A 21,264-nucleotide genomic window follows, 5' to 3' on the forward strand; every position below is an offset into this window, starting at 1 on the left:
TCGAGTGGTAAAGGGCGTGCGCCGCGGGGGCGTCGCATGTCTCGCGCATATGCGCCAACTGCCGTGCGAACAAGTCGATTTGGCGACACCCGGGGGTCTGTGCGGCCGTGCTGCCATACACCTGAAAGCGCTCGCAGTCGAGTCGCTCTATGGGGTTATTGCCTGACTTACCGCCGCGAAAATAACGTAGTCATCGCTATCTTTCCGCTTCTTGCGGACAGCCGGGAATGTCGCACATCCCTTTCAAGCGAGGTGCATAGGAGGCCACTGTGACCACCACGGCCCAACTGCTCGACTGGTCGCCGCGAGCCGTCGTCTTCGACTGCGACGGCACCCTGATGGACAGCGAACGTCATTGGCAGGAAGCCCGAAACCTGGCCTTCCGGGAATTCGGGCTCCAAGCTCCACCCGGCTTCGCGGAACAGGCCAAGGGAGTGCACTACGCGGACTGCGGCCGGCTGATGGCCGAGTCGGTGCACAAGCCCGAGCTGACGGACGGCCTGACGGCGGCGCTCCTCGACCACTTCCTGGAACTGGTCACCGACGACCCGGTGACCATGCCGGGCGCCGCCCACCTCGTCCGGCTGCTGGCCGGCCGGATGCCGCTGGCGGTGGCCAGCAACTGCCCGATGGTCGTGGTGGAGGGGAGCCTGGAGCGGGCCGGGCTGCGCGCCTACTTCCAGCACATCGTCGTCCCGGACACGGGGGACGCGGAGGTGCGCCCCAAGCCGTGGCCGGACGTCTACGCCCTCGCGGCCCGCCTGTGCGGTGTCCCGCCGGAAGAGACGCTGGCCGTCGAGGACTCCCTGACCGGCGTCGAGGCGGCCCGCACCGCCGGACTGCGGGTGCTCGGAGTCGGCCCCCGCCCACCCGGCGACGGCGCCGAGCGGGCCGACCTGTGGCTGCCCTCGCTGCACACCCCCGAGCTGCTGACCTGGGCAGAGGCGCACTGAAGCGGGGTCACAGCAGCCCGGCGCAGGCGAGGAACTTGGCGACCTTCTCCGTCTCCTCGCCGGACAGCGGCACCTGCGGCTCGGCCGTGACCGGACAGTCGATCACGCCCCGCAGGTGCAGGGCCGCCTTGAACGCGCCGAGCGCCGAGGAACCGGCGCCCATCCGCGCCGGATCACCGACCGCCGTCAGCCCGAACAGGGCGCACAGCCGCTCCTGTTCGGCCCGCGCCCCCTCCCAGTCGCCCGCCCGGCACTGCCGGTACAGCCGTACGTACCCGTGCGGATCGACATTGGCGAGCCCCGGCACCGCCCCGTCCGCGCCCAGCGCCAGCGCGGCGTCGGCGATCAGCTCCGAGCCGGTCAGCACGCCGAAGCCGGGGTGGGCGCGGGCACCGGTGACCAGCTCCCGGAAGGCCGCCAGGTCCCCGCTGGAGTCCTTGATCCCGGCCAGCACCCCGTCCCCGGCGAGGCCGAGGACCAGCTCGGCCGGGAGCTTGGTGTGCACGGCGACCGGGATGTCGTAGGCGATCACCGGCACCGGGCTCAGGGCCGCGATCCGCCGGTAGTGGTGCACGATCTCCGAGGGGTGGGTGCGGGCGTAAAACGGCGCGGTGACCACCACCGCGTCGGCTCCGGCCGCCGTGACCGCCCGGACGTGGTCGAGGACCCGGGGGGTGGTCATGTCGATGGCCCCGGCCAGCACCGGCAGCTGCCCGCCCAGGTGCCCGGCGACCGTCTCCACCACCCGCCGCCGCTGCGCGTCCGTGAGGAAGGCCGCCTCCGATGTCGAGCCGAGCACGAACAGCCCGTGCACTCCCGCCCCCACCAGATGGTCCACCAGCCGCAGCAGCGAGGGCGCGTCCACCTCGCGCTCGGGCGTCAGGGGCGTGCAGACGGGCGGGACGACTCCGGTGAGCGGCGCGGGGAAGGTCATCGACGGCTCCTGCGGGGTGGGTCGGGGTCGGGGGTCCTCGTGTCCAGGATGGTGACAGCGGCGGCGGTGTGCCGGGTGCGACGCGGCCGACCGCACGGGACGGGCTCGTCAACCCACCCCTCTCCCGCCCCCTGGCCAACGCGCGTAGAAGCGAGCATCATTGGCAGGCGCCAACGCGCGATCCCCGCACCGTTTCGTTCGTCGTTTTGTCATGTGCGTGTCATGTCGCACCACGCGTCCGTGGTGCCTGCGATCTCCCCGTCGACGAAGGGACACAGCAATGGCTTGCGGATCCACCAGTCTTTGGGCAGGAGAGACCTCCTGGTTCTGCTGCGGCAGTTCCTGGGGCCCCTGCGGCAGCACCGGAACCGGCGCCTGCGGCACCTGCCAGTCCGGCAAGAACATGGCCGCCTGGCCCAATCTCTCGGCGGCCTGCTGGAGCGTCACCAACCCGGCGGCCTGCGGCGAGAACATGCCCAGACGCGGCTGCGGTTCGGTCGTCAACGTCAAGCACCAGTGCTCCGGCGCCACGGTCTGCGTCACCCTCGCCGACTGCGGCCCCAACACCCAGATGTGGTGCAGCGAGCAGACCTGCTGCAACGGCGCCTGCCGCACCCACCGGGTCCTCGACCTGACCCCCGCCGCCTACTCCGCCATCGGCAGCCTCAGTTCCGGCCTGCTTCCCGTCTACATCTACGAGTGAGGAGGAACCCCGTCATGAGCGAACGCAACGGACTCGGCCGGCGCCGTCTGCTGACCAGCGCGGCACTCGGCGGTGCCACCATCGTGGGCGCCTCCGCGCTCGGCGGCCTGGACGCGGACGCCGCCTTCGCCGCACCGATGCCCTCCCTCGACCCGGCGGTCTCCACCTCGGTGTTCGTCGACGGCCGCGTCGGCCAGATCAGACGCGGCGTCCTCGACGTCGTCGAGGCGGACGGCACGCACAAGCTGATCCAGCTCACCAACGCGACCAGCATCTGGAAGCTGGAAACCGTCACCGCCGAGGCCGTCGAGGTCGGCGACGGCCTGTACGCGCGCGGTGTGCAGATGCCCGACGGCAGCGTGGCCGCCGACGCGGTCTGGGTGAACATCGTCAACCTCTACGTCACCATCCGCGGCATCGAACGCTCCCGGCTGCACCTGAGCCACGGCCGCAACGCCATGGTCGGCAACATCGTGGAGAAGAAGACCACCGCCTCCTTCCGGGGCGGCGCCCTCACCTCCAACCTCTCCCAGCTGCGGATCGGGCACCACGCCCAGGTGCTCGGCGCCTGGCGGCCCGCCGACGACAGCGTGGACATCGCCCGTATCAGCGTCGGGCACTGAGACAGGGGGTACGGAAGTGAGCGCATCGCTCGCCATGAACCTCGCCCCGCTGCTGCTGGGCGTCCTGCTCGCCGGCACCGGGGCGGCCAAGGCGTTCGGCCGGCAGGTCGCGGGGCAGGCGGCCGGCACCGTGCTGGTCCGCGTCCTGAACGACGGCCGTCGTGCCACGCTCGTCCTGCGGGCCACCGGAGTGCTCGAACTCGCCGTCGCCGGGGGCCTGTTGGCAGCCCCGACCACCCCGGTACCCGGCGTCGCCGCCCTGGTCCTGGGCGTCGGCTTCCTCGGTTACCTCGGGTACGCCCGGGTCACCGCCCCGCAGTCGTCCTGCGGGTGCACCGCCCGCGGCAACGGCCCGATCACCTGGCGGGCCTTCGTCCGCGCGGGGCTGGTCGCGGTGGGCGGTGCCACGGCGGCCGGGGCCCGAACGGCCTGGTGGGGCCAGGTGGTCCGGGACCCGGTGGCGTCGGTGCTCCTCCTCGCCGCCGTCACCGCCGTCCTCGTCGCGGTCTCCAGCGACCTCGACCACCTCTGGCTGGTCCCGCTGCGCCGGACGCGGCTGAAGGTCTTCGGGCACCCGCTCGTGCCGGGCCGGGACGACGAGGTACCGGTGGCCGCCTCCGTCGAACTGCTGGAGCGCTCGCTGGCCTGGGTGGCCGCCGCCCCCGTCGTCCGCTCCGGGCTGATCGACCACTGGGAGTCCGACGGCTGGCGCTTCCTCCAGTACGCGGGCGTCCACGACCCGGAGGGGGCGGCGCGTCCGGTCACCGTGCTGTTCGCGGTGGACCCGCGCCAGACCAGGGACACCACCGACAACCCGGCGATCCGCGTCACCCTGATCGACGACCGGACCGACGAACCGGTGGCGGCCGACCTGCTCGGCGCCCTGCCCACGGGCTGAGCCGCGAGGCGCCGTCGGGCGCGACCGCACGGGCCGCCCGCCTCCGACGCCGGAAGCGGGCGGCCCCCGCGGGTCAGTGGGGCAGGCCGATGTACTGGCCCATGGCCGTCGCCGCGTGCGTGAAGAAGGCGGCCGGGTCCGCGGCCACGCCCGCGATGTGGCCGTTGACCTCGAAGCCGACCATGCCGTGCAGCTGGGTCCAGATGATCAGCATGCGGGTGATGACGGGGGTGGGCAGGCCGCTCAGCATGCCCTGGGACAGCGGCTCGATCGTGCGGGCCATGCCCTCGGACAGCTCCGGCATGGGCACGTGGTCCACCGCGAGCCGTCCGGCCGCGAGCGCCTCGCGCACCAGGCCGAGCAGGACGAGCACGGTACGGGCGCCCGCGACCATCGTCTCCGGCGGGGCGTCGTAGCCGGGCACGGGCCGGCCCCAGATCAGCACGTACTCCTCCGGGTGGGCGAGCGCCCACGCGCGTACGCCCTCGCACGTGGCGACCCAGCGGCCCAGCAGGTCGGCGCCCGCCTTCTCCGCCTCGGCCGCGGCCCGCTCCGCGCTGTCGCCCATGGCGTTGTAGGCGGCCAGGACGAGATCGGTCAGCAGGCTGTCCCGGTCGGGGAAGCGCTCGGTTATCGACGCCGGGTCGAGCCCGGCGTCCCGGGCCAGTCCGCTCGGGTCGAGATCGACCTGGTGACGAGCCGCCAGGCGACGGCCCGCCTCGGTCTTCAGGAGGTCGTGAGCATCGGAAGTCGTCATGATCCCGACCCTGCCAGAGGTCTTCGGGCGCGTCGATTACGTCCGGGGTAATGCGGCGCGAATGCGCCCAGTTCTGGCCGGTGCCGGGACCAGCGGGCGGTGGCCGGCGGCGAGGGCGGATGGTCAGGGACGGATGAGGGCCTTGAGGACCTGGCGGTCGGCCATGGCCCGGTAGGCGTCCGGGGTCTGGTCGAGGGGGAAGGCCCGGTCGAAGACGCGGCCGGGGGTGATGGTGCCGTCCAGGACGTCGGCGAGCAGTTCCGGGATGTAGGCGCGGGCGGGGCAGGCGCCGCCGGTCAGGGTGAGGTTGCGCAGGAACTGCGCCGGGCCGATCGGACCCTGCTCGTACTGGGGGACGCCCAGGCGGCTGATGGTGCCGCCGTCCAGGACCGCGCCGAGCGCGGTGTCGAGGGCCTGGCGGGTGCCGACGGCCTCGATGACCTTGTCCACGCCGCCGGTCAGCTCGCGGATGCGGGCGATGCCCTCCTCGCCGCGCTCGGCGACCACGTCCGTGGCGCCGAACTCGCGGCCCAGACCGGTGCGGGCCTCGTGACGGCCGGCGAGCACGATCCGCTCGGCGCCGAGCCGCTCGGCGGCGATGACCGCGCACAGGCCGACCGCGCCGTCCCCGAGGACCAGGACCGTGTCGCCGGTGCCGACGCCGGCGGTGACGGCGCCGTGGTGGCCGGTGGCCATCACGTCGGAGAGGGCCAGCAGCGACGGCAGCAGCGCGGAGTCGGCGGCCACCGGCAGCTTCACCAAGGTGCCGTCCGCGTGAGGGACGCGAACGGCTTCGCCCTGGCCGCCGTCGACACCGTCGAAGCCGTACCGCCCGCCGTCGCGGCACGAGAAGTGCAGGCCCTTGGCGCAGTAGTCGCAGGTGTTGTCGCTGTAGGTGAACGGGGCGACGACCAGATCACCGGCCTTCAGGCCGGTCACGTCCGCGCCGGTCTCCTCGACGACGCCGAGGAACTCGTGGCCCATGGGGCGACCGGTGTCGATTACGGGCATGGACGCGTAGGGCCACAGGTCGCTGCCGCACACGCACGCGGCCAGCGTGCGCACCACCGCGTCGGTGGGCCGGGCGATCTTCGGATCGGGCCGGTTCTCGACGCGGACGTCGCCGGCTCCGTACATCACTGCTGCGCGCATGAGGGTGCTCCTCCCCACGAGGATCGTGGCGGGGTCGGGACGACGAGGGTCAGCGTTCGAGCATGCGGGCCTGGGCCTCGCTGTGCGTGTCGCCCGAGGCGGGCGGCAGACCGCTCAGCTTGTCGAGCTGTTCGGCGGTCAGCGTGACGGCGTCGGCGGCGGTGTTCTCCTCGACCCGGGTCACGCGCTTGGTGCCGGGGATCGGAGCGATGTCGTCGCCCTGGGCGAGCAGCCACGCGAGCGCCACCTGCGCGGGCGTGGCGCCGACCTCGGCGGCCAGGGCCCTGACCTCGTCGACGAGCGCCAGGTTGCGCTGGAAGTTCTCGCCCGTGAAGCGCGGGGTGCCGCGCCGGAAGTCGCCTTCGTCGAACTGGTCGGTGGAGCGGATGGCGCCGGTCAGGAAGCCGCGTCCGAGCGGGGAGAACGGCACGAGGCCGATGTTCAGCTCCCGCAGGACGGGCAGCACGCGTTCCTCGATCCCGCGAGTGAACAGGGAGTACTCGGACTGCACCGCGGTGACCGGCTGGACGGCGTGGGCGCGGCGGATCGTGTCCGGGCCCGCCTCGGAGAGGCCGAAGGCGCGGACCTTGCCCTCGGCGATCAGCTCGCCCACGGCGCCGGCGGTCTCCTCGATCGGTGTGTCCGGGTCCACCCGGTGCTGGTAGTACAGGTCGATGTGGTCGGTGCCCAGCCGCTTGAGGGAGCCCTCGACCGCGGTGCGGATGTTGGCCGGGCCGGAGTCCAGGTTCCAGACACCGTCGCCGGCGTGCGAGACCAGGCCGAACTTGGTGGCGAGCACCACCTGGTCCCGGCGGCCCTTCAGTGCCCGCCCGAGCAGTTCCTCGTTGGTGTAGGGGCCGTAGATCTCGGCGGTGTCGATGAGCGTGACGCCCAGCTCCAGCGCCCGGTGCACGGTCCTGATCGACTCCGCGTCATCGGTGCCCGAGCCGGTGTAGCCGTGGGACATGCCCATGGCGCCCAGCCCGATCCGGGAGACCTCCAGGTCACGCAGCTTGATGTACCGCATTTCGTCTTCTTCCGATCGTGAGGTCTCGCCCGGTCTCTCACCTTGCCCGGCCCGGAGGGGCGTGCCGACGCGGTCCGGGCGGTGGTGAAAGGGTCCGGCGTCTTCCTCATCGACCTTCGCCCGGATCGCTCCGGTGTGGCAGGGCGGGCTCTTCGGGGGTAATGACAGGGCCCCCCTCCCGCCCGCGAAGCCGGTGCCCGGGGGTGAGACTGGAGTCATGGCATCGACGAGCGCGCACAGCGAGGGCGCCGAGCTGGGCCGTTTCCTGCGCGCCCGCCGCACCCAGACCAGTCCCGAACACGTCGGCCTCACCGTCGGCACCGGCATCCGCCGCACCCCCGGCCTGCGCCGTGAGGAGCTGGCCACCCTCGCCGGGATCAGCATCGACTACTACGTGCGCCTGGAACGCGGCAAGGAGACCCGCCCCAGTCCCGCGGTCCTCGACTCGCTCTCCCGCGCCCTGCGCCTGGACGACCAGGAGCACCACCATCTGCGTGAGCTGGCCGCACGCGCCGCCCGCTACGCGCCCGAGCCACCGCCGGCCCCGAGCCGCACCGTGCGCCCCCACCTGAAGCTGCTGCTGGAGTCGCTGCGGCCGAACCCGGCCTACGTCATCAGCCGCAGCATGGACATGCTCGCCTGGAACCCCGGCGGTCTCGCCCTGTACGCGGGCCTGGAGGACTGGCCGGCCAAGCACCGCAACCTGGCCCGCTACCTCTTCCTCCACCCGGCCGCGCGGGACCTCTTCGACGACTGGGACCGCCGGATCACCGGCTGCGTCGCCCGGCTGCGCGCCGTCGCCGGCACCGCGCCCGACGCCCCTGACCTGACCAGCCTCGTCGGCGAACTCCTGCTCAAGAGCCCCGACTTCGCCCGGCTGTGGGAACGCTACGAGGTCACCGGCCGCAAACCCGCGCAGAAGACCTTCCAGCACCCCCGCGTCGGCACGGTCACGCTCACCTCCCAGTCCATGCACCTGGAGGGCACCCCCGGCCAGCGCATCGGCGTCTACACCGCCGAACCCGGCACACCCGACCACGACGCCATGCTGCTGCTCGACATGACCGCGCCCGTAGCCGCGTCGGGCCAGGAAATCCCGCACGGTGTCCGGAACGAGCAGCCGACGTGATCAGGGCCGGGAGCTCGTCTCTCCGACGGCGCCGATGAAGCGCGTCCACGCCGCCGGACCGATGAGCAGCACCGGCCCGGCGGCCAGCTTGCTGTCGCGGACGGGGACGATGTCGGGGACTCCGTCGGCGACCTCGACGCATTCATTCGAGCTGTCACCGCTGCTGTAGCTGCTCTTGCGCCAGCGGGCGTTCGTCAAGTCGTGGTCGTGCATGGTCTGGAGACCTCCGTCGCCGACGCGATCAGGACTGGGAGTTCATGGCTCCGATGGTGTCGATGAAGTGCGTCCACGCGTCCGGGCCGATGAGCAGCACCGGCCCGGCGGCCAGCTTGCTGTCGCGGACGGGGATGACACCGGGGACTCCGTCGGCGACTTCGACACAATCCTCGCTGGCGTCGCCGGTGCTGTAGGTGCTCTTGCGCCAATGTGCTTTGGTCAGCTCGTACTCACGCATCGTCTGTAATCCTCCGCCGCCGACTCGATCAGGGCCAGGGACGCCTCCGGTGACAGCGCGGCGGCCCTGATGTGATCGTAAGACGCCCAGGTCCGCCTAACCAGCGTCGGATCGTCCAGGAGACTTCCCGAAGCCACGCCTTCTGTATAGATAGTTGGCGGGGCGTCCTCGAAGTTCATCAGCTTCATCATCTTGCCCATGCGGGGGTGCGCCCCTGCCGCGAAGGGCAGCACCTGCATCGCCACCTTGCGCTCCCGCATCAGAGACGCGATGTACTCCAACTGGTGTGCCATGACCGCCGGGCCGCCGACTGGGATGCGCAGGGCCGTTTCGTGGAGCACCGCCCAATACTTCGGGCGTGTAGCGTCCTTCAGGAGCCGTGTCCGGTCCATTCGTACGTTGACCAGATCCTCGATGTACTCGTCGGTGGCGAACGGATTGCCCGCCAGGAACACGGCTCGTGCGTACTCGGGGGTCTGGAGGAGTCCCGGGATCACCGTCGGTGCGTACTCGTAGATTTCCGTCGCGAGTCGCTCCAGCTCAACCACGTGTGCGAAGTAAGCCGCGTACGGCTGCTCCTTGATGAGCTTCTTCCACAGCCGATCGAAAAAGCCGTCGGTTTGTAGGATCTCGTCGATCCGCTGGGCCACGTCCAACTGTGGTTTCCTGATCGCCTGCTCGAACTGGCCGATGTAGCCGCCGGAGACGAATACCCGCGCTCCCAGCTCCGCCTGGGTGAGCGCCGCGTTCTCCCGCCGCCGTTTCAGTTCCGCGCCGAAGAACTCCCATGCCGCCTGCCGTGAACCGTTGGCCATGGCCAACCCCCTTTGACTGACTCGTACTTGTAGGGCCCGGATGGTCGCCGAGTGTAGAGCCGGAGCGTCACCATGGATGTGCGAAGCGTGAAATCCGAAAGAAAAGGGGAGCGATATGGCGAAGCATTCGGCGATGTGTGTCCAGGAGGCGGAGGACGCAGTGCAGGAATTGCGGGGCGCGCTCGCGAGCGCCGGGATTGTGTTGCCGTCGCTCGGTCTCGACCCGGTGATGCTCGCCCGGGAGTCGCCCTGCCCGCTGGTGGAACTGGGACGGTGTTCCGTGGACGTCGCACGGCGGCTCGCCGTCGTGGTCGCGGGGGTGGCGGGGTGAAACTGCCGCCGGTCGGGAGCCACGCCGTCGACACCGGGTCCGGACGGGTGGGGATCGTGATGGCGTACGAGGGGGCCGGCGTGTGGCTGCGGCCCTACGGGGGCGGACGGGAGTGGGAGGCCGAGGTGGGAGCCGTGCGGGCGGCCAGTCCCGCTGAGCGCATCCGGACGGAGACGGCGTACGTCAACGCCCGCAGCCGGGGCGAGGTGCCCTGATCCGCGCCCGCGCGCTCACCCCGGGGAAGAGGCGATCCGGCTCCCCGGCCCGCCGCGCGGGCGCCCGGCACCGCCACCGGCGGCCGGGCGCCCGCGCCCCATGGGGGAGAATGGGGGCATGAGTCTGTTCCGCGACGACGGCATCGTGCTGCGCACCCAGAAGCTGGGCGAGGCGGACCGGATCATCACCCTGCTCACGCGGGGGCACGGGCGGGTGCGGGCCGTGGCGCGGGGCGTGCGGCGCACGAAGTCGAAGTTCGGGGCCCGGCTGGAGCCCTTCTCCCACGTGGACGTGCAGTTCTTCGCGCGCGGCAGCGAGCTGGTCGGACGCGGGCTGCCGCTGTGCACGCAGAGTGAGACCATCGCCCCCTACGGCGGCGGGATCGTCACCGACTACGCGCGCTACACCGCCGGCACGGCCATGCTGGAGACCGCCGAGCGGTTCACCGACCACGAGGGGGAGCCGGCCGTGCAGCAGTACCTGCTGCTGGTCGGCGCGCTGCGGACGCTGGCCCGCGGCGAGCACGCCCCGCACCTCGTGCTCGACGCCTTCCTGTTGCGCTCGCTCGCGGTCAACGGGTACGCGCCGAGCTTCGGCGACTGCGCCAAGTGCGGCATGCCCGGTCCGAACCGGTTCTTCTCGGTCGCCTCCGGCGGCTCCGTGTGCGCCGACTGCCGGGTGCCCGGGAGCGTCGTACCCTCGCCGGGGACCCTGGTACTGCTGGGCGCGCTGCTTACGGGAGACTGGGAGACGGCCGACGCCGCCGAGGCGCGGTACGTCCGCGAGGGCAGCGGACTCGTCTCCGCGTACCTGCACTGGCACCTGGAGCGCGGGCTGCGGTCGCTGCGCTACGTGGAAAAGTCCTGAAGGCCGTAGAGAGTCACACGTCGTAAGGGGAGTCGGAGCACATGGTGGTACGCGGGATCCTGGGGCGCCAGCGGCGCGAGTACACGGCACCGGAGCCGCACCCCTCGGGCGCCCGTCCGCCGAAGCTGCCCGACGAGCTGGTCCCGGAGCACGTGGCGATCATCATGGACGGCAACGGACGGTGGGCCAAGAAGCGGGGCCTGCCGCGCACGGAGGGGCACAAGGTCGGCGCCGAGCAGGTGCTCGACGTGCTCCAGGGGGCGATCGAGATCGGCGTGCGCAACGTCTCGCTGTACGCCTTCTCCACCGAGAACTGGCGGCGCTCGCCCGAAGAGGTCCGCTTCCTGATGAACTTCAACCGCGACTTCATCCGCAAGAGCCGGGACCAGCTCGACTCGCTGGGCGTGCGGGTGCGCTGGGTCGGCCGGATGCCCAAGCTGTGGAAGTCGGTCGCGAAGGAGCTCCAGGTCGCGCAGGAGCAGACGCGGGACAACGACCGGATCACGCTGTACTTCTGCATGAACTACGGCGGCCGGGCCGAACTCGCGGACGCGGCACGGGCGTTGGCCGAGGACGTGAAGGCCGGCCGGCTGGACCCGTCCAAGGTGAGCGAGAAGACGATCCAGAAGTACCTGTACTACCCGGACATGCCGGACGTCGATCTCTTCCTGCGGCCCAGCGGCGAGCAGCGGGTGTCCAACTACCTGCTGTGGCAGAGCGCCTATGCCGAGATGGTCTTCCAGGACGTGCTGTGGCCGGACTTCGACCGGCGCGACCTGTGGCGCGCCTGCGTCGAGTTCGCCTCCCGCGACCGGCGGTTCGGCGGGGCCATCCCGAACGAGGAACTGCTGGCGATGGAGGGCAACACCCCCGAGTCGTAGGGGTGTCGCCGGGGGCGCGGCCGGGACAGGGTCTTTCGTTTGGATCAGGCCGGATCAGGGAGCGGGGTCGCGGCAGATGTGCGTGCCGGGCTTCGCGAGCCCGGCCTGATCCGAGCGAGAGGTCCTAGTAGAGGTCCTAGTCGCTCCGGTCCGCGCACTCCGCGCACGTACCGAAGATCTCGACCGTGTGGGCCACGTTCACGTAGCCGTGTTCGGAGGCGATCGCCTCGGCCCACTTCTCCACCGCCGGGCCCTCCACCTCGACCGCCTTGCCGCAGGTCCGGCAGACGAGGTGGTGGTGGTGCTCGCCGGTGGAGCAGCGGCGGTAGACGGACTCGCCGTCGGACGTGCGCAGGACGTCGACCTCGCCGGCCTCGGCGAGGGACTGGAGGGTGCGGTAGACCGTCGTGAGGCCGACGGAATCGCCCTTGTGCTTGAGCATGTCGTGGAGCTCCTGCGCGCTGCGGAACTCGTCCACCTCGCCCAGCGCCGCCGCCACTGCTGCCCGCTGCCGGGTCGCGCGGCCCTTCACGGGCGGTCCAGCGGTCGTCACCGTTGCCTCCTCACGTCACACCCTGACCGGGCCATTGTGCCAGCCCGGACCGCCCCGGGTCAGACGCCGATCTCCTCGCCGGCGCCCCGCGCGGCCGGAATCACGCACTCCGCCGGGTCCCCCGGGGAGCCGTCCGCACGGGCGCGCCGCCGGGCCACCGGCGTGGCGAGCGCGGCCAGGACGACGAACGCGGCGATGGTCAGCAGGACGATCGTCGCGCCCGGCGGCACGTCCTGGTAGAACGACGTGATCGTGCCGCTCACCGTCACCGTCACGCCGATCGCCACCGCGATCGCGAACGTCGCGGCGAAGCTGCGGGTGAGCTGCTGGGCCGCCGCCACCGGCACCACCATCAGCGCGGAGACCAGCAGCAGGCCGACGACGCGCATGGCGACCGTGACCGTGACCGCCGCCGTGACCGCCGTCAGCAGGTTCAGCGCGCGCACCGGCAGGCCCGTCACCCGCGCGAACTCCTCGTCGTGGCTCACCGCGAACAGCTGGCGGCGCAGGCCCACGGTGACCGCGACCACGAACGCGGCCAGCAGGCAGATCGCCAGGACGTCGGACCGGGAGACCGTGGACAGGGAGCCGAAGAGGTACGTCGTCAGGTTCGCGTTGGAGCCCGTCGGGGCCATGTTGATGAACATGACGCCGCCCGCCATGCCGCCGTAGAAGAGCATGGCGAGGGCGATGTCGCCGCGGGTCCTGCCGTACCAGCGGATCAGCTCCATCAGGACGGCGCCCAGCACGGAGACCGCCGTCGCCATCCAGACCGGGGAGGTGGACAGGAGGAAGCCGAGGCCGACGCCGGTCATCGCCACATGGCCGATGCCGTCGCCCATCAGGGCCTGGCGGCGCTGGACGAGGTAGATGCCGATGGCGGGCGCGGTGACGCCGACCAGGACGGCGGCGAGCAGGGCCCGCTGCATGAAGGCGTAGTTGAGGAAGTCCATCAGCTCAGCAGTCCCGTGCGGATCGGATCGGTGGTCCCGGGGGCGTGCGGGTGCACGTGGTCGTGGCCGGGCAGGGCGTGCTGGCCCACGGCCCGAGGGGGCGGGCCGTCGTGCAGCACGCAGCCGTCGCGCAGCACGACCGCCCGGTCGATCAGGGGTTCCAGGGGGCCCAGCTCGTGCAGCACGAGGAGGACCGTCGTACCCGCCTCCACCTGGTCCTTCAGCGTCCGCGCCAGGATCTCCTGGCTGGCCAGGTCGACGCCCGCCATCGGCTCGTCCATGATCAGCAGCTCGGGCCGGCCGACGAGCGCGCGGGCGATCAGGACGCGCTGGTGCTGGCCGCCGGAGAGGGCGGTCACCGCGTCCTTGGCCCGGTCCGCCATGCCGACCCGCTCCAGGGCGTCCCGCACGGCCCGGCGGTCGCCGCCGCGGAAGAGGCCGAAGCCGGTGCGGGCGAGGCGGCCGGAGGAGACGATCTCGGTGACCGTCGCCGGGACGCCGCCCGCGGCCGTGGTGCGCTGCGGCACGTAGCCCACGCGGGCCCAGTCGCGGAAGGCGCGCCGGGGGGTGCCGAAGAGTTCGACGGTGCCGGCGGTGACGGGCACCTGGCCGATGACGGTGCGGACCGCCGTGGACTTGCCGGAGCCGTTGGCGCCGAGCAGGGCGACGACCTCGCCGCGGCGGACGCCGAGGTCGATGCCGCGCAGGACGGGACGGCCGCCGAGGTCGGCCCGGACGCCGCGCAGGGATATGACGGGTTCGCCGGTGTTCTCCATGATCTCTCCCGTGCCGGTCACTTGGTGCCCAGCGCCTGCTGGAGCGCCTTGAGGTTGGCGTTCTGGACGGAGAAGTAGTCCTTGCCGCGGGACTTGGCCGTGATGCCCTCGATCGGGTCCAGGACGTCGGTCTTCAGGCCCGCGTCGTGCGCGATGGTCTTCGCGGTCTTGTCGCTGACGAGCGTCTCGTAGAAGACGGTGGAGACGTGGTCGGCCTTCGCCATGTGCTCCAGGTCCCGCACGCGCGCGGCGCTGGGCTCGGAGTCCGGGTCGAGGCCGTTGATGGCCTCCTCGGTGAGGCCGTAGCGCTCGGCGAGGTAGCCGAAGGCGGCGTGCGTGGTGATGAAGACCTTGGACCCGGTGTGCGCGAGGCCGTCGCGGAACCGCTGGTCCAGCTCGTTCAGCTGCTCGACCAGGGCGGCGGTGTTCTTCTTGTAGTCGGCCGCGTGGTCGGGGTCGGCCTTCTCGAAGGCCTTGCCGACGCCCTGGGCGACCTGCGCGTAGCGCACCGGGTCCAGCCAGATGTGCGGGTCCTTGCCCGCCGACTCCTCGTTCGGCCGGCCGTCGTGCGCGGCCGCGTGGCCGCCGACCTCGTTGCCGTGCGTCTCCAGGGAGGTCAGGGAGGCGGCGTCGATCTTCGTCGGCACCGAGGACTGGGCGACCGCGTCGTCCACGGAGGGCTGGAGGTTCTTCAGGTAGAGGACGGCGTCGGACTCGTCGATCGCGGCGATCTGCTTGGGGCTGATCTCCAGGTCGTGCGGCTCCTGGCCGGGTGTGGTGAGACTGGTGACGTGGACGTGGTCGCCGCCGATGCGCTCGGCGAGGAAGGACATCGGATAGAAGGACGCGATGACGTCGAGCCTGCCGTCGCCGGTCGCCGCGGAGCTGTTCCCCGAGCAGGCGGTGAGGGTGCCGGCGCCGAGGGCGGTGACGGCGGCGAGGGCGGCGGCGGACAGCAGGCGGCGACGTATGTTCATGACAGTCATTTTCAACAAAAATGGAAACCGTTGTCAACAATCGGTCGTGCGGGGTCCCAGGCGGGGGCCGATTTGGTCGTGGGGGAGCCTGCGCCGGTAACCTGAATCATTCGCTGGAAGCATCTCGCTTCAACGCCCGTCGTCGTAATGAAGAGAGCACCGTGGCCGCCGACAAGATCGACACCATCGTCAGCCTGAGCAAGCGCCGTGGCTTCGTTTTCCCGTGCAGTGAGATCTACGGCGGTCAGCGTGCCGCCTGGGACTACGGACCGCTCGGTGTCGAGCTGAAGGAGAACATCAAGCGTCAGTGGTGGCGCTACATGGTGACGTCGCGCGAGGACGTGGTCGGCATCGACTCGTCCGTCATCCTGGCCCCCGAGGTCTGGGTCGCGTCCGGCCACGTCGCCACGTTCACGGACCCGCTGACCGAGTGCACCGCGTGTCACAAGCGGTTCCGTGCCGACCACCTCGAAGAGGCCTACGAGGAGAAGAAGGGCCACGCCCCGGCGAACGGCCTGGCCGACATCAACTGCCCGAACTGCGGCAACAAGGGCCAGTTCACCGAGCCCAAGCAGTTCTCCGGCCTGCTGTCGACGCACCTCGGCCCGACCCAGGACAGCGGCTCCGTCGCCTACCTGCGGCCCGAGACCGCGCAGGGCATCTTCACCAACTTCGCCCAGGTGCAGACCGCTTCGCGCCGCAAGCCGCCGTTCGGCATCGCCCAGATGGGCAAGTCGTTCCGCAACGAGATCACGCCGGGCAACTTCATCTTCCGCACCCGTGAGTTCGAGCAGATGGAGATGGAGTTCTTCGTCAAGCCGGGCGAGGACGAGAAGTGGCAGGAGTACTGGATGGAGCAGCGCTGGGCCTGGTACACCGGGCTCGGTCTCCGCGAGGAGAACATGCGCTGGTACGAGCACCCGAAGGAGAAGCTCTCCCACTACTCCAAGCGCACCGCCGACATCGAGTACCGCTTCCGGTTCGGCGGATCGGAGTGGGGTGAGCTGGAGGGCGTCGCCAACCGCACCGACTACGACCTCTCCTCGCACGCCAAGGCCTCCGGTCAGGACCTGTCGTACTACGACCAGGAGAACCAGGAGCGCTGGACGCCGTACGTCATCGAGCCGGCGGCCGGTGTCGGCCGGACGATGCTGGCGTTCCTGCTCGACGCGTACGTCGAGGACGAGGCGCCGAACGCCAAGGGCAAGATGGAGAAGCGCACCGTGCTGCGCCTCGACCACCGTCTCGCCCCGGTGAAGGTGGCCGTCCTGCCGCTGTCGCGCAACGCCGAGCTGTCCCCGAAGGCCAAGGGCCTCGCGCAGGCCCTGCGGCAGAACTGGAACATCGAGTTCGACGACGCGGGCGCGATCGGCCGCCGGTACCGCCGTCAGGACGAGATCGGCACGCCGTACTGCGTGACCGTCGACTTCGACACCCTCGAGGACAACGCGGTGACGGTCCGCGAGCGGGACACGATGAAGCAGGAGCGTGTGTCGCTGGACCAGATCGAGGGCTACCTGGCCCAGCGCCTGATCGGCTGCTGATCCCGGTCTCCTCCGGCCCCGCCCGCCCCCCGGCCGACCCGTTCGGCCGGGGGGCGGGCGTTTTCGCGCACCCCGCGCCGGTCAGGAGGTGCCGGTCGCCTCGCCCCGCGGCACCCCGCCGAGCGGGCGGGCGCGGTCCGGGCCGGTCTCGCGGGGCCGTTCGAGGCGCAGGTTCCGCACACCCGGCGCCAGCGCGGTACCGGCGCAGACGACGGCGACCAGGACGGCCGCGGCCGCGAAGGGCGCCTCGGCGCCCCAGGCGTGCAGCGCGATCGGGGCCAGGATCACGCCGAGGGGCTGCGCGGCGAGCGAGACCAGCCAGTCGTAGGAGGCGACCCGGGCGAGCACGTGCTGCGGAACGGCCGTCTGCACCGCGGTCTGCCAGGTCGGGTTCAGGAAGCCGAGGCCCGCCATGGCGATGCCGTACCCGGCCACGAGCAGGGGCACCGGTGCCGCGACGGCGAACAGGGCCAGCGGTACGGCGTAGCTCGCCAGGACCAGGTTTCCGGCCAGGATCGGGCGCCGGGGACGGGCCCGTCCGGCCACCAGCGACCCGGCCAGCAGCCCGATGCCGCCCGCCTGGGTCACCGCGATCCACGTGCCCGGTCCGCCCAGTTCGGTGACCGCGACGAGCGGGCCGAGGGTGAGCAGGACGTTGGCGGCGAAGTTCCAGGTCGCGTGCGCGATCAGGCTGATCCAGTACCAGTCCCGGGCGCGCACCTCGGCCCAGCCCTCGGCCAGCCCGGCGAGGACCGGACGCCGGGCACCGGCCGGTGCCGCCTCCCCGCTCAGCCGGACCATCAGCATCATGGCCGCGCTGACGGCGAAGGCGGCGGAGTCGAGCACGAACACCCAGCCGGTGCCGACCGCCCAGATCGACGCGCCGGCCAGGGCGGGGCCCGCCAGCTGGGAGATGCTCTTGGCCACCCCCATGAGCGAGTTGGCCTTCTGCCGCTCCGGTCCGGAGCCGGGCACCGCGCGGATGACCAGCGGCGAGAGGTTGGCGAGGCCGACGGCCGAGGCGGCCCCCGCCACCGCCTGGACCACGGCGATCAGCGCGATCGAGGGGTGCGGGCCGATCAGCTGGACGGCGACGAGCGCCTGCGTCAGCACCCGGACCAGATCGGCGCCGAGGGCCACCCGGCGGGTGTCGTAGCGGTCGGCCACCACGCCGGCCACGGGCAGCGTGAGCAGCCGGGCCCCCAGGGCACAGCCGAGCACCACGGCCAGCGAGGTCGCCGAACCGGTCGCCTCCACCACGGCGAGACTCAGCGCGGTGGGCACCAGCGCGTCACTGAGCGTGGACATGGTGCGGCTGACGAAGAGCAGCCGGAAGTCGCGTAGGCGAAGAGGGTGAGTCACCCCGTAACTAAACACCTGGGCGTCACGGAGCAGGTCTCACCCACCGGCCGCGGACCTCCGGACGGTCACCGGCCTTGCAGCGCCTTGACGTTGTCGCCGAAGGTCCAGTTCTTGGAGCCGTCCCAGTTGACGGACCAGTCCATCAGGCCCTTGAGGGACGTGCCGTAGTGCTGCCAGGCCTGGGACACCAGGGACGGGGACATGTAGCCGCCGCCCGCGCCGGGCTGGGCGGGCAGGCCCGGGACCTGCTTGTCGTAGGGGACCTTGATCGTCGTGCCCTGCACCACCAGGCCCTTGTTCAGGCAGTCGGTCTGGGCGGTGAAGCCCGCCACCGTGCCGGCCCCGTAGGAGTCGCCGGAGCAGCCGTACATGCTGCCGTTGTAGTACTGCATGTTCAGCCACCACAGCCGGCCGTTGTCGGCGTACTTCTTGACGATCGGCAGATAGGCGCCCCAGATCGAGCCGTAGGTGATGCTGCCGCCGGTGACGTACGCCGTCTCCGGGGCCATCGTCAGGCCGAAGCCGGCCGGCATCTGGGCGAGGACGCCGTCGATGATGCGGATCAGGTTGGACTGGGACGCGGACAGCTGGTTGATGTTGCCGCTGCCCGTCAGGCCCGTCTCGATGTCGATGTCGATGCCGTCGAAGTTGTACTGCTTCAGGATCGGCACGATCGTCGAGACGAACTTGTCCGCCACCGCGGTGGAGTTGAGGTCGATGCCCGCCGTCGCGCCGCCGATGGACAGCAGCACCGTCTCGCCGGCGGCCTTCGCGGCGCACATCTCCGCGGGCGTCGGCACCTTCACCCCGGAGTCCATGCCGTCCTGCCACAGGGCCGTGCCGTCGGAGAGGATCACCGGGAAGGCCGCGTTGATCACGTTGTAGCCGTGGGCGGGGATGCGGGAGTCGGTGATCGGGGTCCAGCCGAAGGGCGGGTGGACGCCGTTGGCGGCGCCGTCCCAGTTCTCCCAGTAGCCCTGGAGCACCTTGCCGGCCGGGCGGGACTTCACCGCGCAGGTGTCGGCGGCCGAGGCGGTGGTGGCGGCGGGGAGCTGGGTGAGACAGGCGGTCGCGAGCGCGGCGGCGAGCAGGGACAGGGTGCGACGGATCATGCGGGGCCTCCCGGTGGGGTGCGGTGAGGTGCCGGAGTCGTGGTCCTCGGTGTCTCGGAGTCTCGGTATCTCGGTGTCTCGGTGTCTCGGAAGCGCGGGGCTGTCCTGCTCATGACAGTGGTCTGGTCCACGTCGTACGTCAATAGGTCTGGACCAAAGAGCCGTCGAGACTGACAGCTGACAAATATTGAAATCTGTCAGCTGTCATGTCACTCTGGAGGCATGACGACGACGATGCGAACCCGCTCCCTCGGTACCACCGGCCCCCAGGTCTCCGCCCTCGGCCTCGGCTGCATGGGCATGTCCGCGCTGTACGGCGACGCCGACCGCGCCGAGTCCATCGCGACCATCCACGCCGCCCTGGAGGCCGGCGTCACCCTGCTGGACACCGGCGACTTCTACGCCATGGGGCACAACGAGATGCTGATCGGCGAGGCCCTGCGCGCCGCCCCCGCCGCGCGCCGTGAACAGGCCCTGACCAGCGTGAAGTTCGGCGCCCTGCGCGACCCGGACGGCGGCTGGAGCGGCTACGACGGCCGGCCCGCCGCCGTGAAGAACTTCGCCGCCTACTCCCTCCAGCGCCTCGGCGTCGACCACATCGACGTCTACCGGATCGCCCGGATCGACCCGGACGTGCCGATCGAGGAGACCGTCGGCGCCATCGCCGAACTGATCGAGAAGGGGTACGTCCGGCACGTCGGCCTCAGCGAGGTCGGCGCCGAGACCATCCGCCGGGCCGCCGCCACCGCGCCGATCTCGGACCTCCAGATCGAGTACTCGCTGATCTCGCGCGGCATCGAGCGGGAGATCCTGCCCACCGTCCGCGAACTGGGCATCGGCGTCACGGCGTACGGCGTGCTGTCCCGGGGCCTGATCTCCGGCCACTTCAGCCGCGACCGGCAGCTGGCCGCGAACGACTTCCGCGCCCACTCGCCCCGCTTCCAGGGCGAGAACCTCCAGCACAACCTGAACCTGGTCGACGCGCTGCGGGCGATCGCCGAGCGCACGGGCGTCACCGTCGCGCAGACCGCCATCGCCTGGGTGCTCTCGCGCGGCGCGGACATCGTGCCGCTGATCGGCGCCCGCACCCGCGAGCGGCTCGCCGAGTCGCTCGGCGCGCTGGAGGTGACCCTGGACGCGGCCGACCTGGCGGCGATCGAGGAGGCCGTGCCGGCGGACGCGGCGGCCGGCGACCGCTACCCGGGCGCGCAGATGGCACACCTCGACAGCGAGCGCTGATTCCGCCGCCGGGTACGGTCTAGGACATGGCACCGACCAGCGAGACCCTGACCGCCGAGCGCATCCTCGAAGCGACCGAGGAGGTGCTGCGCCGCCACGGCCCGGCCAAGGCCACCGTGGTGGACGTGGCCCGCGCGCTCGGCGTCAGCCACGGCAGTGTCTACCGGCACTTCCGCACGAAGGCCGCGCTGCGCGAGGCGGTCACCAAGCGCTGGCTGGACCGGACCTCCGGGAAGCTCGCCCGGATCGCCGAGGCGAGCGACCGGGACCCCGCGGCCCGGCTGCGGGACTGGCTCACCGCCCTGTTCGAGGCCAAGCGGCACAAGGCGGGCGACGATCCGGAGCTGTTCGCCACGTACACGGTGCTGACCGACGAGAACGGCGCGGTCGTCGGCGAGCACATAGCCGAACTGACCGCGCAGCTGACGCGCATCATCACGGAAGGAGCCGGGTCGGGCACCTTCGCGGTGCCCGACCCGGCGGTTGCGGCCCGGGCCGTCTTCCAGGCCACCGGTCGTTTCCACGATCCCTGCTACGCCAGGGAGTGGACCCGGCCGGGGGTCGGCGAGGAGTTCACGGCCTTGGTGGACCTGTTGGTGCGGGGTCTCAGCTGACCCGGACGACGATCGGCGCGGACTGGACGCGGCCGTCGCGGGTCACCACGCGCACCGTCTCGGTGCCCCGGGCGGTGAACGTCCGGCGGATGGTGAAGGTGCCGTTGCGGTTCACGAGGGCCGTGGTGCGCAGGGTGCTCCAGCGGCCGTCCACCCGGCGCTGCAGGACCAGCGTGGTGCCGGACCGGATGTCCCGGACGCGACCGGTGAAGGCCACGACGCGGCCGCGCCGGACGGTCACCTCACGGGTCGAGACGGTGATGGAGCCGCGCGTGACCGTGCGCGTCGGTCGCGGGGTTTCCGTGCGGTTCACGCGCGGGCGCTCGGTGCGGGTCGGCATCGGCGCCGTGCGGGTGCGCATCGGGCTCGGCGTCGTGGTGGCCATGCCCGTGTG

The 21,264-nt window shown here is 71.4% G+C and carries 26 protein-coding genes; 12 read left to right on the plus strand and 14 right to left on the minus strand.

The window, feature by feature from the left end:
- Nucleotides 1-269 precede the first annotated feature (269 nt).
- On the plus strand, nucleotides 270-953 hold the full coding sequence (locus tag FRZ03_RS26720; protein WP_146467691.1) for an HAD family hydrolase: 684 nt from the start codon (nucleotides 270-272) through the stop codon (nucleotides 951-953).
- A gap of 7 nt (nucleotides 954-960) precedes the next feature.
- Here the strand turns inward: FRZ03_RS26720 and FRZ03_RS26725 are convergent, their stop codons facing one another.
- Nucleotides 961-1,887, minus strand: a complete 927-nt coding sequence (locus FRZ03_RS26725) for a dihydrodipicolinate synthase family protein (RefSeq protein WP_146467692.1) — start codon at nucleotides 1,885-1,887, stop codon at nucleotides 961-963.
- 280 nt (nucleotides 1,888-2,167) lie between these two features.
- On the opposite strand from FRZ03_RS26725, the gene FRZ03_RS26730 reads away from it, so the two are divergent.
- The 3 genes from FRZ03_RS26730 to FRZ03_RS26740 are packed head-to-tail and all read left to right on the plus strand — an operon-like array spanning nucleotide 2,168 to nucleotide 4,111.
- A complete protein-coding gene (locus tag FRZ03_RS26730) occupies nucleotides 2,168-2,590 on the plus strand; it encodes an RlpA-like double-psi beta-barrel domain-containing protein (RefSeq protein ID WP_146467693.1) in 423 nt (140 codons plus the stop codon).
- 14 nt (nucleotides 2,591-2,604) lie between these two features.
- Nucleotides 2,605-3,213 (plus strand): cell wall protein, encoded by a 609-nt coding sequence (locus FRZ03_RS26735; protein ID WP_146467694.1) that lies wholly within the window; start codon nucleotides 2,605-2,607, stop codon nucleotides 3,211-3,213.
- 16 nt (nucleotides 3,214-3,229) lie between these two features.
- Nucleotides 3,230-4,111, plus strand: coding sequence for a MauE/DoxX family redox-associated membrane protein (locus FRZ03_RS26740; protein ID WP_186785624.1), 882 nt, complete (start codon nucleotides 3,230-3,232; stop codon nucleotides 4,109-4,111).
- Nucleotides 4,112-4,184: 73 nt separating this feature from the next.
- Here the strand turns inward: FRZ03_RS26740 and FRZ03_RS26745 are convergent, their stop codons facing one another.
- The 3 genes from FRZ03_RS26745 to FRZ03_RS26755 all read right to left on the minus strand — a co-directional run bounded on the left by FRZ03_RS26745 (nucleotide 4,185) and on the right by FRZ03_RS26755 (nucleotide 7,047).
- Nucleotides 4,185-4,868 carry a TetR-like C-terminal domain-containing protein gene (locus tag FRZ03_RS26745; protein ID WP_146467695.1) on the minus strand — a complete coding sequence of 228 codons (684 nt, stop codon included), beginning with the start codon at nucleotides 4,866-4,868 and terminating at the stop codon, nucleotides 4,185-4,187.
- A 123-nt stretch (nucleotides 4,869-4,991) separates the two neighbouring features.
- Complete coding sequence (locus FRZ03_RS26750; protein WP_186785625.1) at nucleotides 4,992-6,020, minus strand: zinc-binding dehydrogenase; 1,029 nt, start codon at nucleotides 6,018-6,020, stop codon at nucleotides 4,992-4,994.
- 49 nt (nucleotides 6,021-6,069) lie between these two features.
- Nucleotides 6,070-7,047: an aldo/keto reductase gene (locus FRZ03_RS26755; protein ID WP_146467696.1), complete on the minus strand. Its 978-nt coding sequence runs from the start codon at nucleotides 7,045-7,047 to the stop codon at nucleotides 6,070-6,072.
- Nucleotides 7,048-7,264: 217 nt separating this feature from the next.
- On the opposite strand from FRZ03_RS26755, the gene FRZ03_RS26760 reads away from it, so the two are divergent.
- On the plus strand, nucleotides 7,265-8,176 hold the full coding sequence (locus FRZ03_RS26760) for a helix-turn-helix transcriptional regulator (protein WP_146467697.1): 912 nt from the start codon (nucleotides 7,265-7,267) through the stop codon (nucleotides 8,174-8,176).
- Here FRZ03_RS26760 and FRZ03_RS26765 read toward each other — a convergent pair whose 3' ends face one another.
- Genes FRZ03_RS26765 through FRZ03_RS26775 form a run of 3 tightly spaced genes read right to left on the minus strand, consistent with a single transcriptional unit; the run spans nucleotide 8,177 to nucleotide 9,445 of the window.
- Nucleotides 8,177-8,389: a DUF397 domain-containing protein gene (locus tag FRZ03_RS26765; protein ID WP_146467698.1), complete on the minus strand. Its 213-nt coding sequence runs from the start codon at nucleotides 8,387-8,389 to the stop codon at nucleotides 8,177-8,179.
- A 28-nt stretch (nucleotides 8,390-8,417) separates the two neighbouring features.
- Nucleotides 8,418-8,630: a DUF397 domain-containing protein gene (locus FRZ03_RS26770; RefSeq protein ID WP_146467699.1), complete on the minus strand. Its 213-nt coding sequence runs from the start codon at nucleotides 8,628-8,630 to the stop codon at nucleotides 8,418-8,420.
- Entirely contained in the window at nucleotides 8,612-9,445 is an 834-nt protein-coding gene (locus tag FRZ03_RS26775; protein ID WP_146467700.1) for a helix-turn-helix domain-containing protein, read from the minus strand. Before FRZ03_RS26775 ends, FRZ03_RS26770 begins: the two co-directional genes overlap by 19 nt.
- Nucleotides 9,446-9,560: 115 nt before the next feature.
- Between FRZ03_RS26775 and FRZ03_RS26780 the strand changes: the two genes are divergently transcribed.
- From FRZ03_RS26780 to FRZ03_RS26795, 4 genes are all read left to right on the plus strand, one after another.
- Nucleotides 9,561-9,776, plus strand: a complete 216-nt coding sequence (locus tag FRZ03_RS26780) for a hypothetical protein (protein ID WP_070025171.1) — start codon at nucleotides 9,561-9,563, stop codon at nucleotides 9,774-9,776.
- The gene (locus FRZ03_RS26785; RefSeq protein ID WP_146467701.1) at nucleotides 9,773-9,991 is read left to right on the plus strand and encodes a hypothetical protein; all 219 of its coding nucleotides are present in this window, start codon (nucleotides 9,773-9,775) and stop codon (nucleotides 9,989-9,991) included. Before FRZ03_RS26780 ends, FRZ03_RS26785 begins: the two co-directional genes overlap by 4 nt.
- Before the next feature lie 118 nt (nucleotides 9,992-10,109).
- Complete coding sequence (gene recO / locus FRZ03_RS26790; protein WP_070025173.1) at nucleotides 10,110-10,859, plus strand: DNA repair protein RecO; 750 nt, start codon at nucleotides 10,110-10,112, stop codon at nucleotides 10,857-10,859.
- Nucleotides 10,860-10,900: 41 nt separating this feature from the next.
- Complete coding sequence (locus FRZ03_RS26795) at nucleotides 10,901-11,740, plus strand: isoprenyl transferase (RefSeq protein ID WP_146467702.1); 840 nt, start codon at nucleotides 10,901-10,903, stop codon at nucleotides 11,738-11,740.
- A gap of 136 nt (nucleotides 11,741-11,876) precedes the next feature.
- On the opposite strand, the gene FRZ03_RS26800 is transcribed toward FRZ03_RS26795, so the two are convergent.
- The 4 genes from FRZ03_RS26800 to FRZ03_RS26815 are packed head-to-tail and all read right to left on the minus strand — an operon-like array spanning nucleotide 11,877 to nucleotide 14,999.
- On the minus strand, nucleotides 11,877-12,293 hold the full coding sequence (locus FRZ03_RS26800) for a Fur family transcriptional regulator (protein ID WP_070025175.1): 417 nt from the start codon (nucleotides 12,291-12,293) through the stop codon (nucleotides 11,877-11,879).
- Nucleotides 12,294-12,352: 59 nt separating this feature from the next.
- Nucleotides 12,353-13,246 carry a metal ABC transporter permease gene (locus tag FRZ03_RS26805; RefSeq protein WP_146467703.1) on the minus strand — a complete coding sequence of 298 codons (894 nt, stop codon included), beginning with the start codon at nucleotides 13,244-13,246 and terminating at the stop codon, nucleotides 12,353-12,355.
- Nucleotides 13,246-14,022, minus strand: a complete 777-nt coding sequence (locus tag FRZ03_RS26810; protein ID WP_146467714.1) for a metal ABC transporter ATP-binding protein — start codon at nucleotides 14,020-14,022, stop codon at nucleotides 13,246-13,248. Before FRZ03_RS26810 ends, FRZ03_RS26805 begins: the two co-directional genes overlap by 1 nt.
- 17 nt (nucleotides 14,023-14,039) lie before the next feature.
- Nucleotides 14,040-14,999 carry a metal ABC transporter substrate-binding protein gene (locus FRZ03_RS26815; protein ID WP_146467704.1) on the minus strand — a complete coding sequence of 320 codons (960 nt, stop codon included), beginning with the start codon at nucleotides 14,997-14,999 and terminating at the stop codon, nucleotides 14,040-14,042.
- Nucleotides 15,000-15,160: 161 nt separating this feature from the next.
- On the opposite strand from FRZ03_RS26815, the gene FRZ03_RS26820 reads away from it, so the two are divergent.
- Entirely contained in the window at nucleotides 15,161-16,543 is a 1,383-nt protein-coding gene (locus FRZ03_RS26820; protein ID WP_146467705.1) for a glycine--tRNA ligase, read from the plus strand.
- An 81-nt stretch (nucleotides 16,544-16,624) separates the two neighbouring features.
- On the opposite strand, the gene FRZ03_RS26825 is transcribed toward FRZ03_RS26820, so the two are convergent.
- Together FRZ03_RS26825 and FRZ03_RS26830 are read right to left on the minus strand one after the other, a co-directional pair.
- Nucleotides 16,625-17,905: an MFS transporter gene (locus FRZ03_RS26825; RefSeq protein WP_146467706.1), complete on the minus strand. Its 1,281-nt coding sequence runs from the start codon at nucleotides 17,903-17,905 to the stop codon at nucleotides 16,625-16,627.
- A 65-nt stretch (nucleotides 17,906-17,970) separates the two neighbouring features.
- The gene (locus FRZ03_RS26830) at nucleotides 17,971-19,017 is read right to left on the minus strand and encodes a chitinase (protein ID WP_146467707.1); all 1,047 of its coding nucleotides are present in this window, start codon (nucleotides 19,015-19,017) and stop codon (nucleotides 17,971-17,973) included.
- Between the two features lie 222 nt (nucleotides 19,018-19,239).
- Between FRZ03_RS26830 and FRZ03_RS26835 the strand changes: the two genes are divergently transcribed.
- Both FRZ03_RS26835 and FRZ03_RS26840 read left to right on the plus strand, forming a co-directional pair.
- Nucleotides 19,240-20,256 carry an aldo/keto reductase gene (locus tag FRZ03_RS26835; protein ID WP_146467708.1) on the plus strand — a complete coding sequence of 339 codons (1,017 nt, stop codon included), beginning with the start codon at nucleotides 19,240-19,242 and terminating at the stop codon, nucleotides 20,254-20,256.
- A gap of 26 nt (nucleotides 20,257-20,282) precedes the next feature.
- The gene (locus tag FRZ03_RS26840; protein WP_146467709.1) at nucleotides 20,283-20,870 is read left to right on the plus strand and encodes a TetR/AcrR family transcriptional regulator; all 588 of its coding nucleotides are present in this window, start codon (nucleotides 20,283-20,285) and stop codon (nucleotides 20,868-20,870) included.
- Here FRZ03_RS26840 and FRZ03_RS26845 read toward each other — a convergent pair.
- The gene (locus tag FRZ03_RS26845; RefSeq protein WP_222443411.1) at nucleotides 20,863-21,111 is read right to left on the minus strand and encodes a hypothetical protein; all 249 of its coding nucleotides are present in this window, start codon (nucleotides 21,109-21,111) and stop codon (nucleotides 20,863-20,865) included. The genes FRZ03_RS26840 and FRZ03_RS26845 overlap by 8 nt on opposite strands.
- Between the last annotated feature and the right edge of the window lie 153 nt (nucleotides 21,112-21,264).

The organism is Streptomyces misionensis, from assembly GCF_007896895.1.
Lineage (GTDB): Bacteria > Actinomycetota > Actinomycetes > Streptomycetales > Streptomycetaceae > Streptomyces > Streptomyces misionensis_A.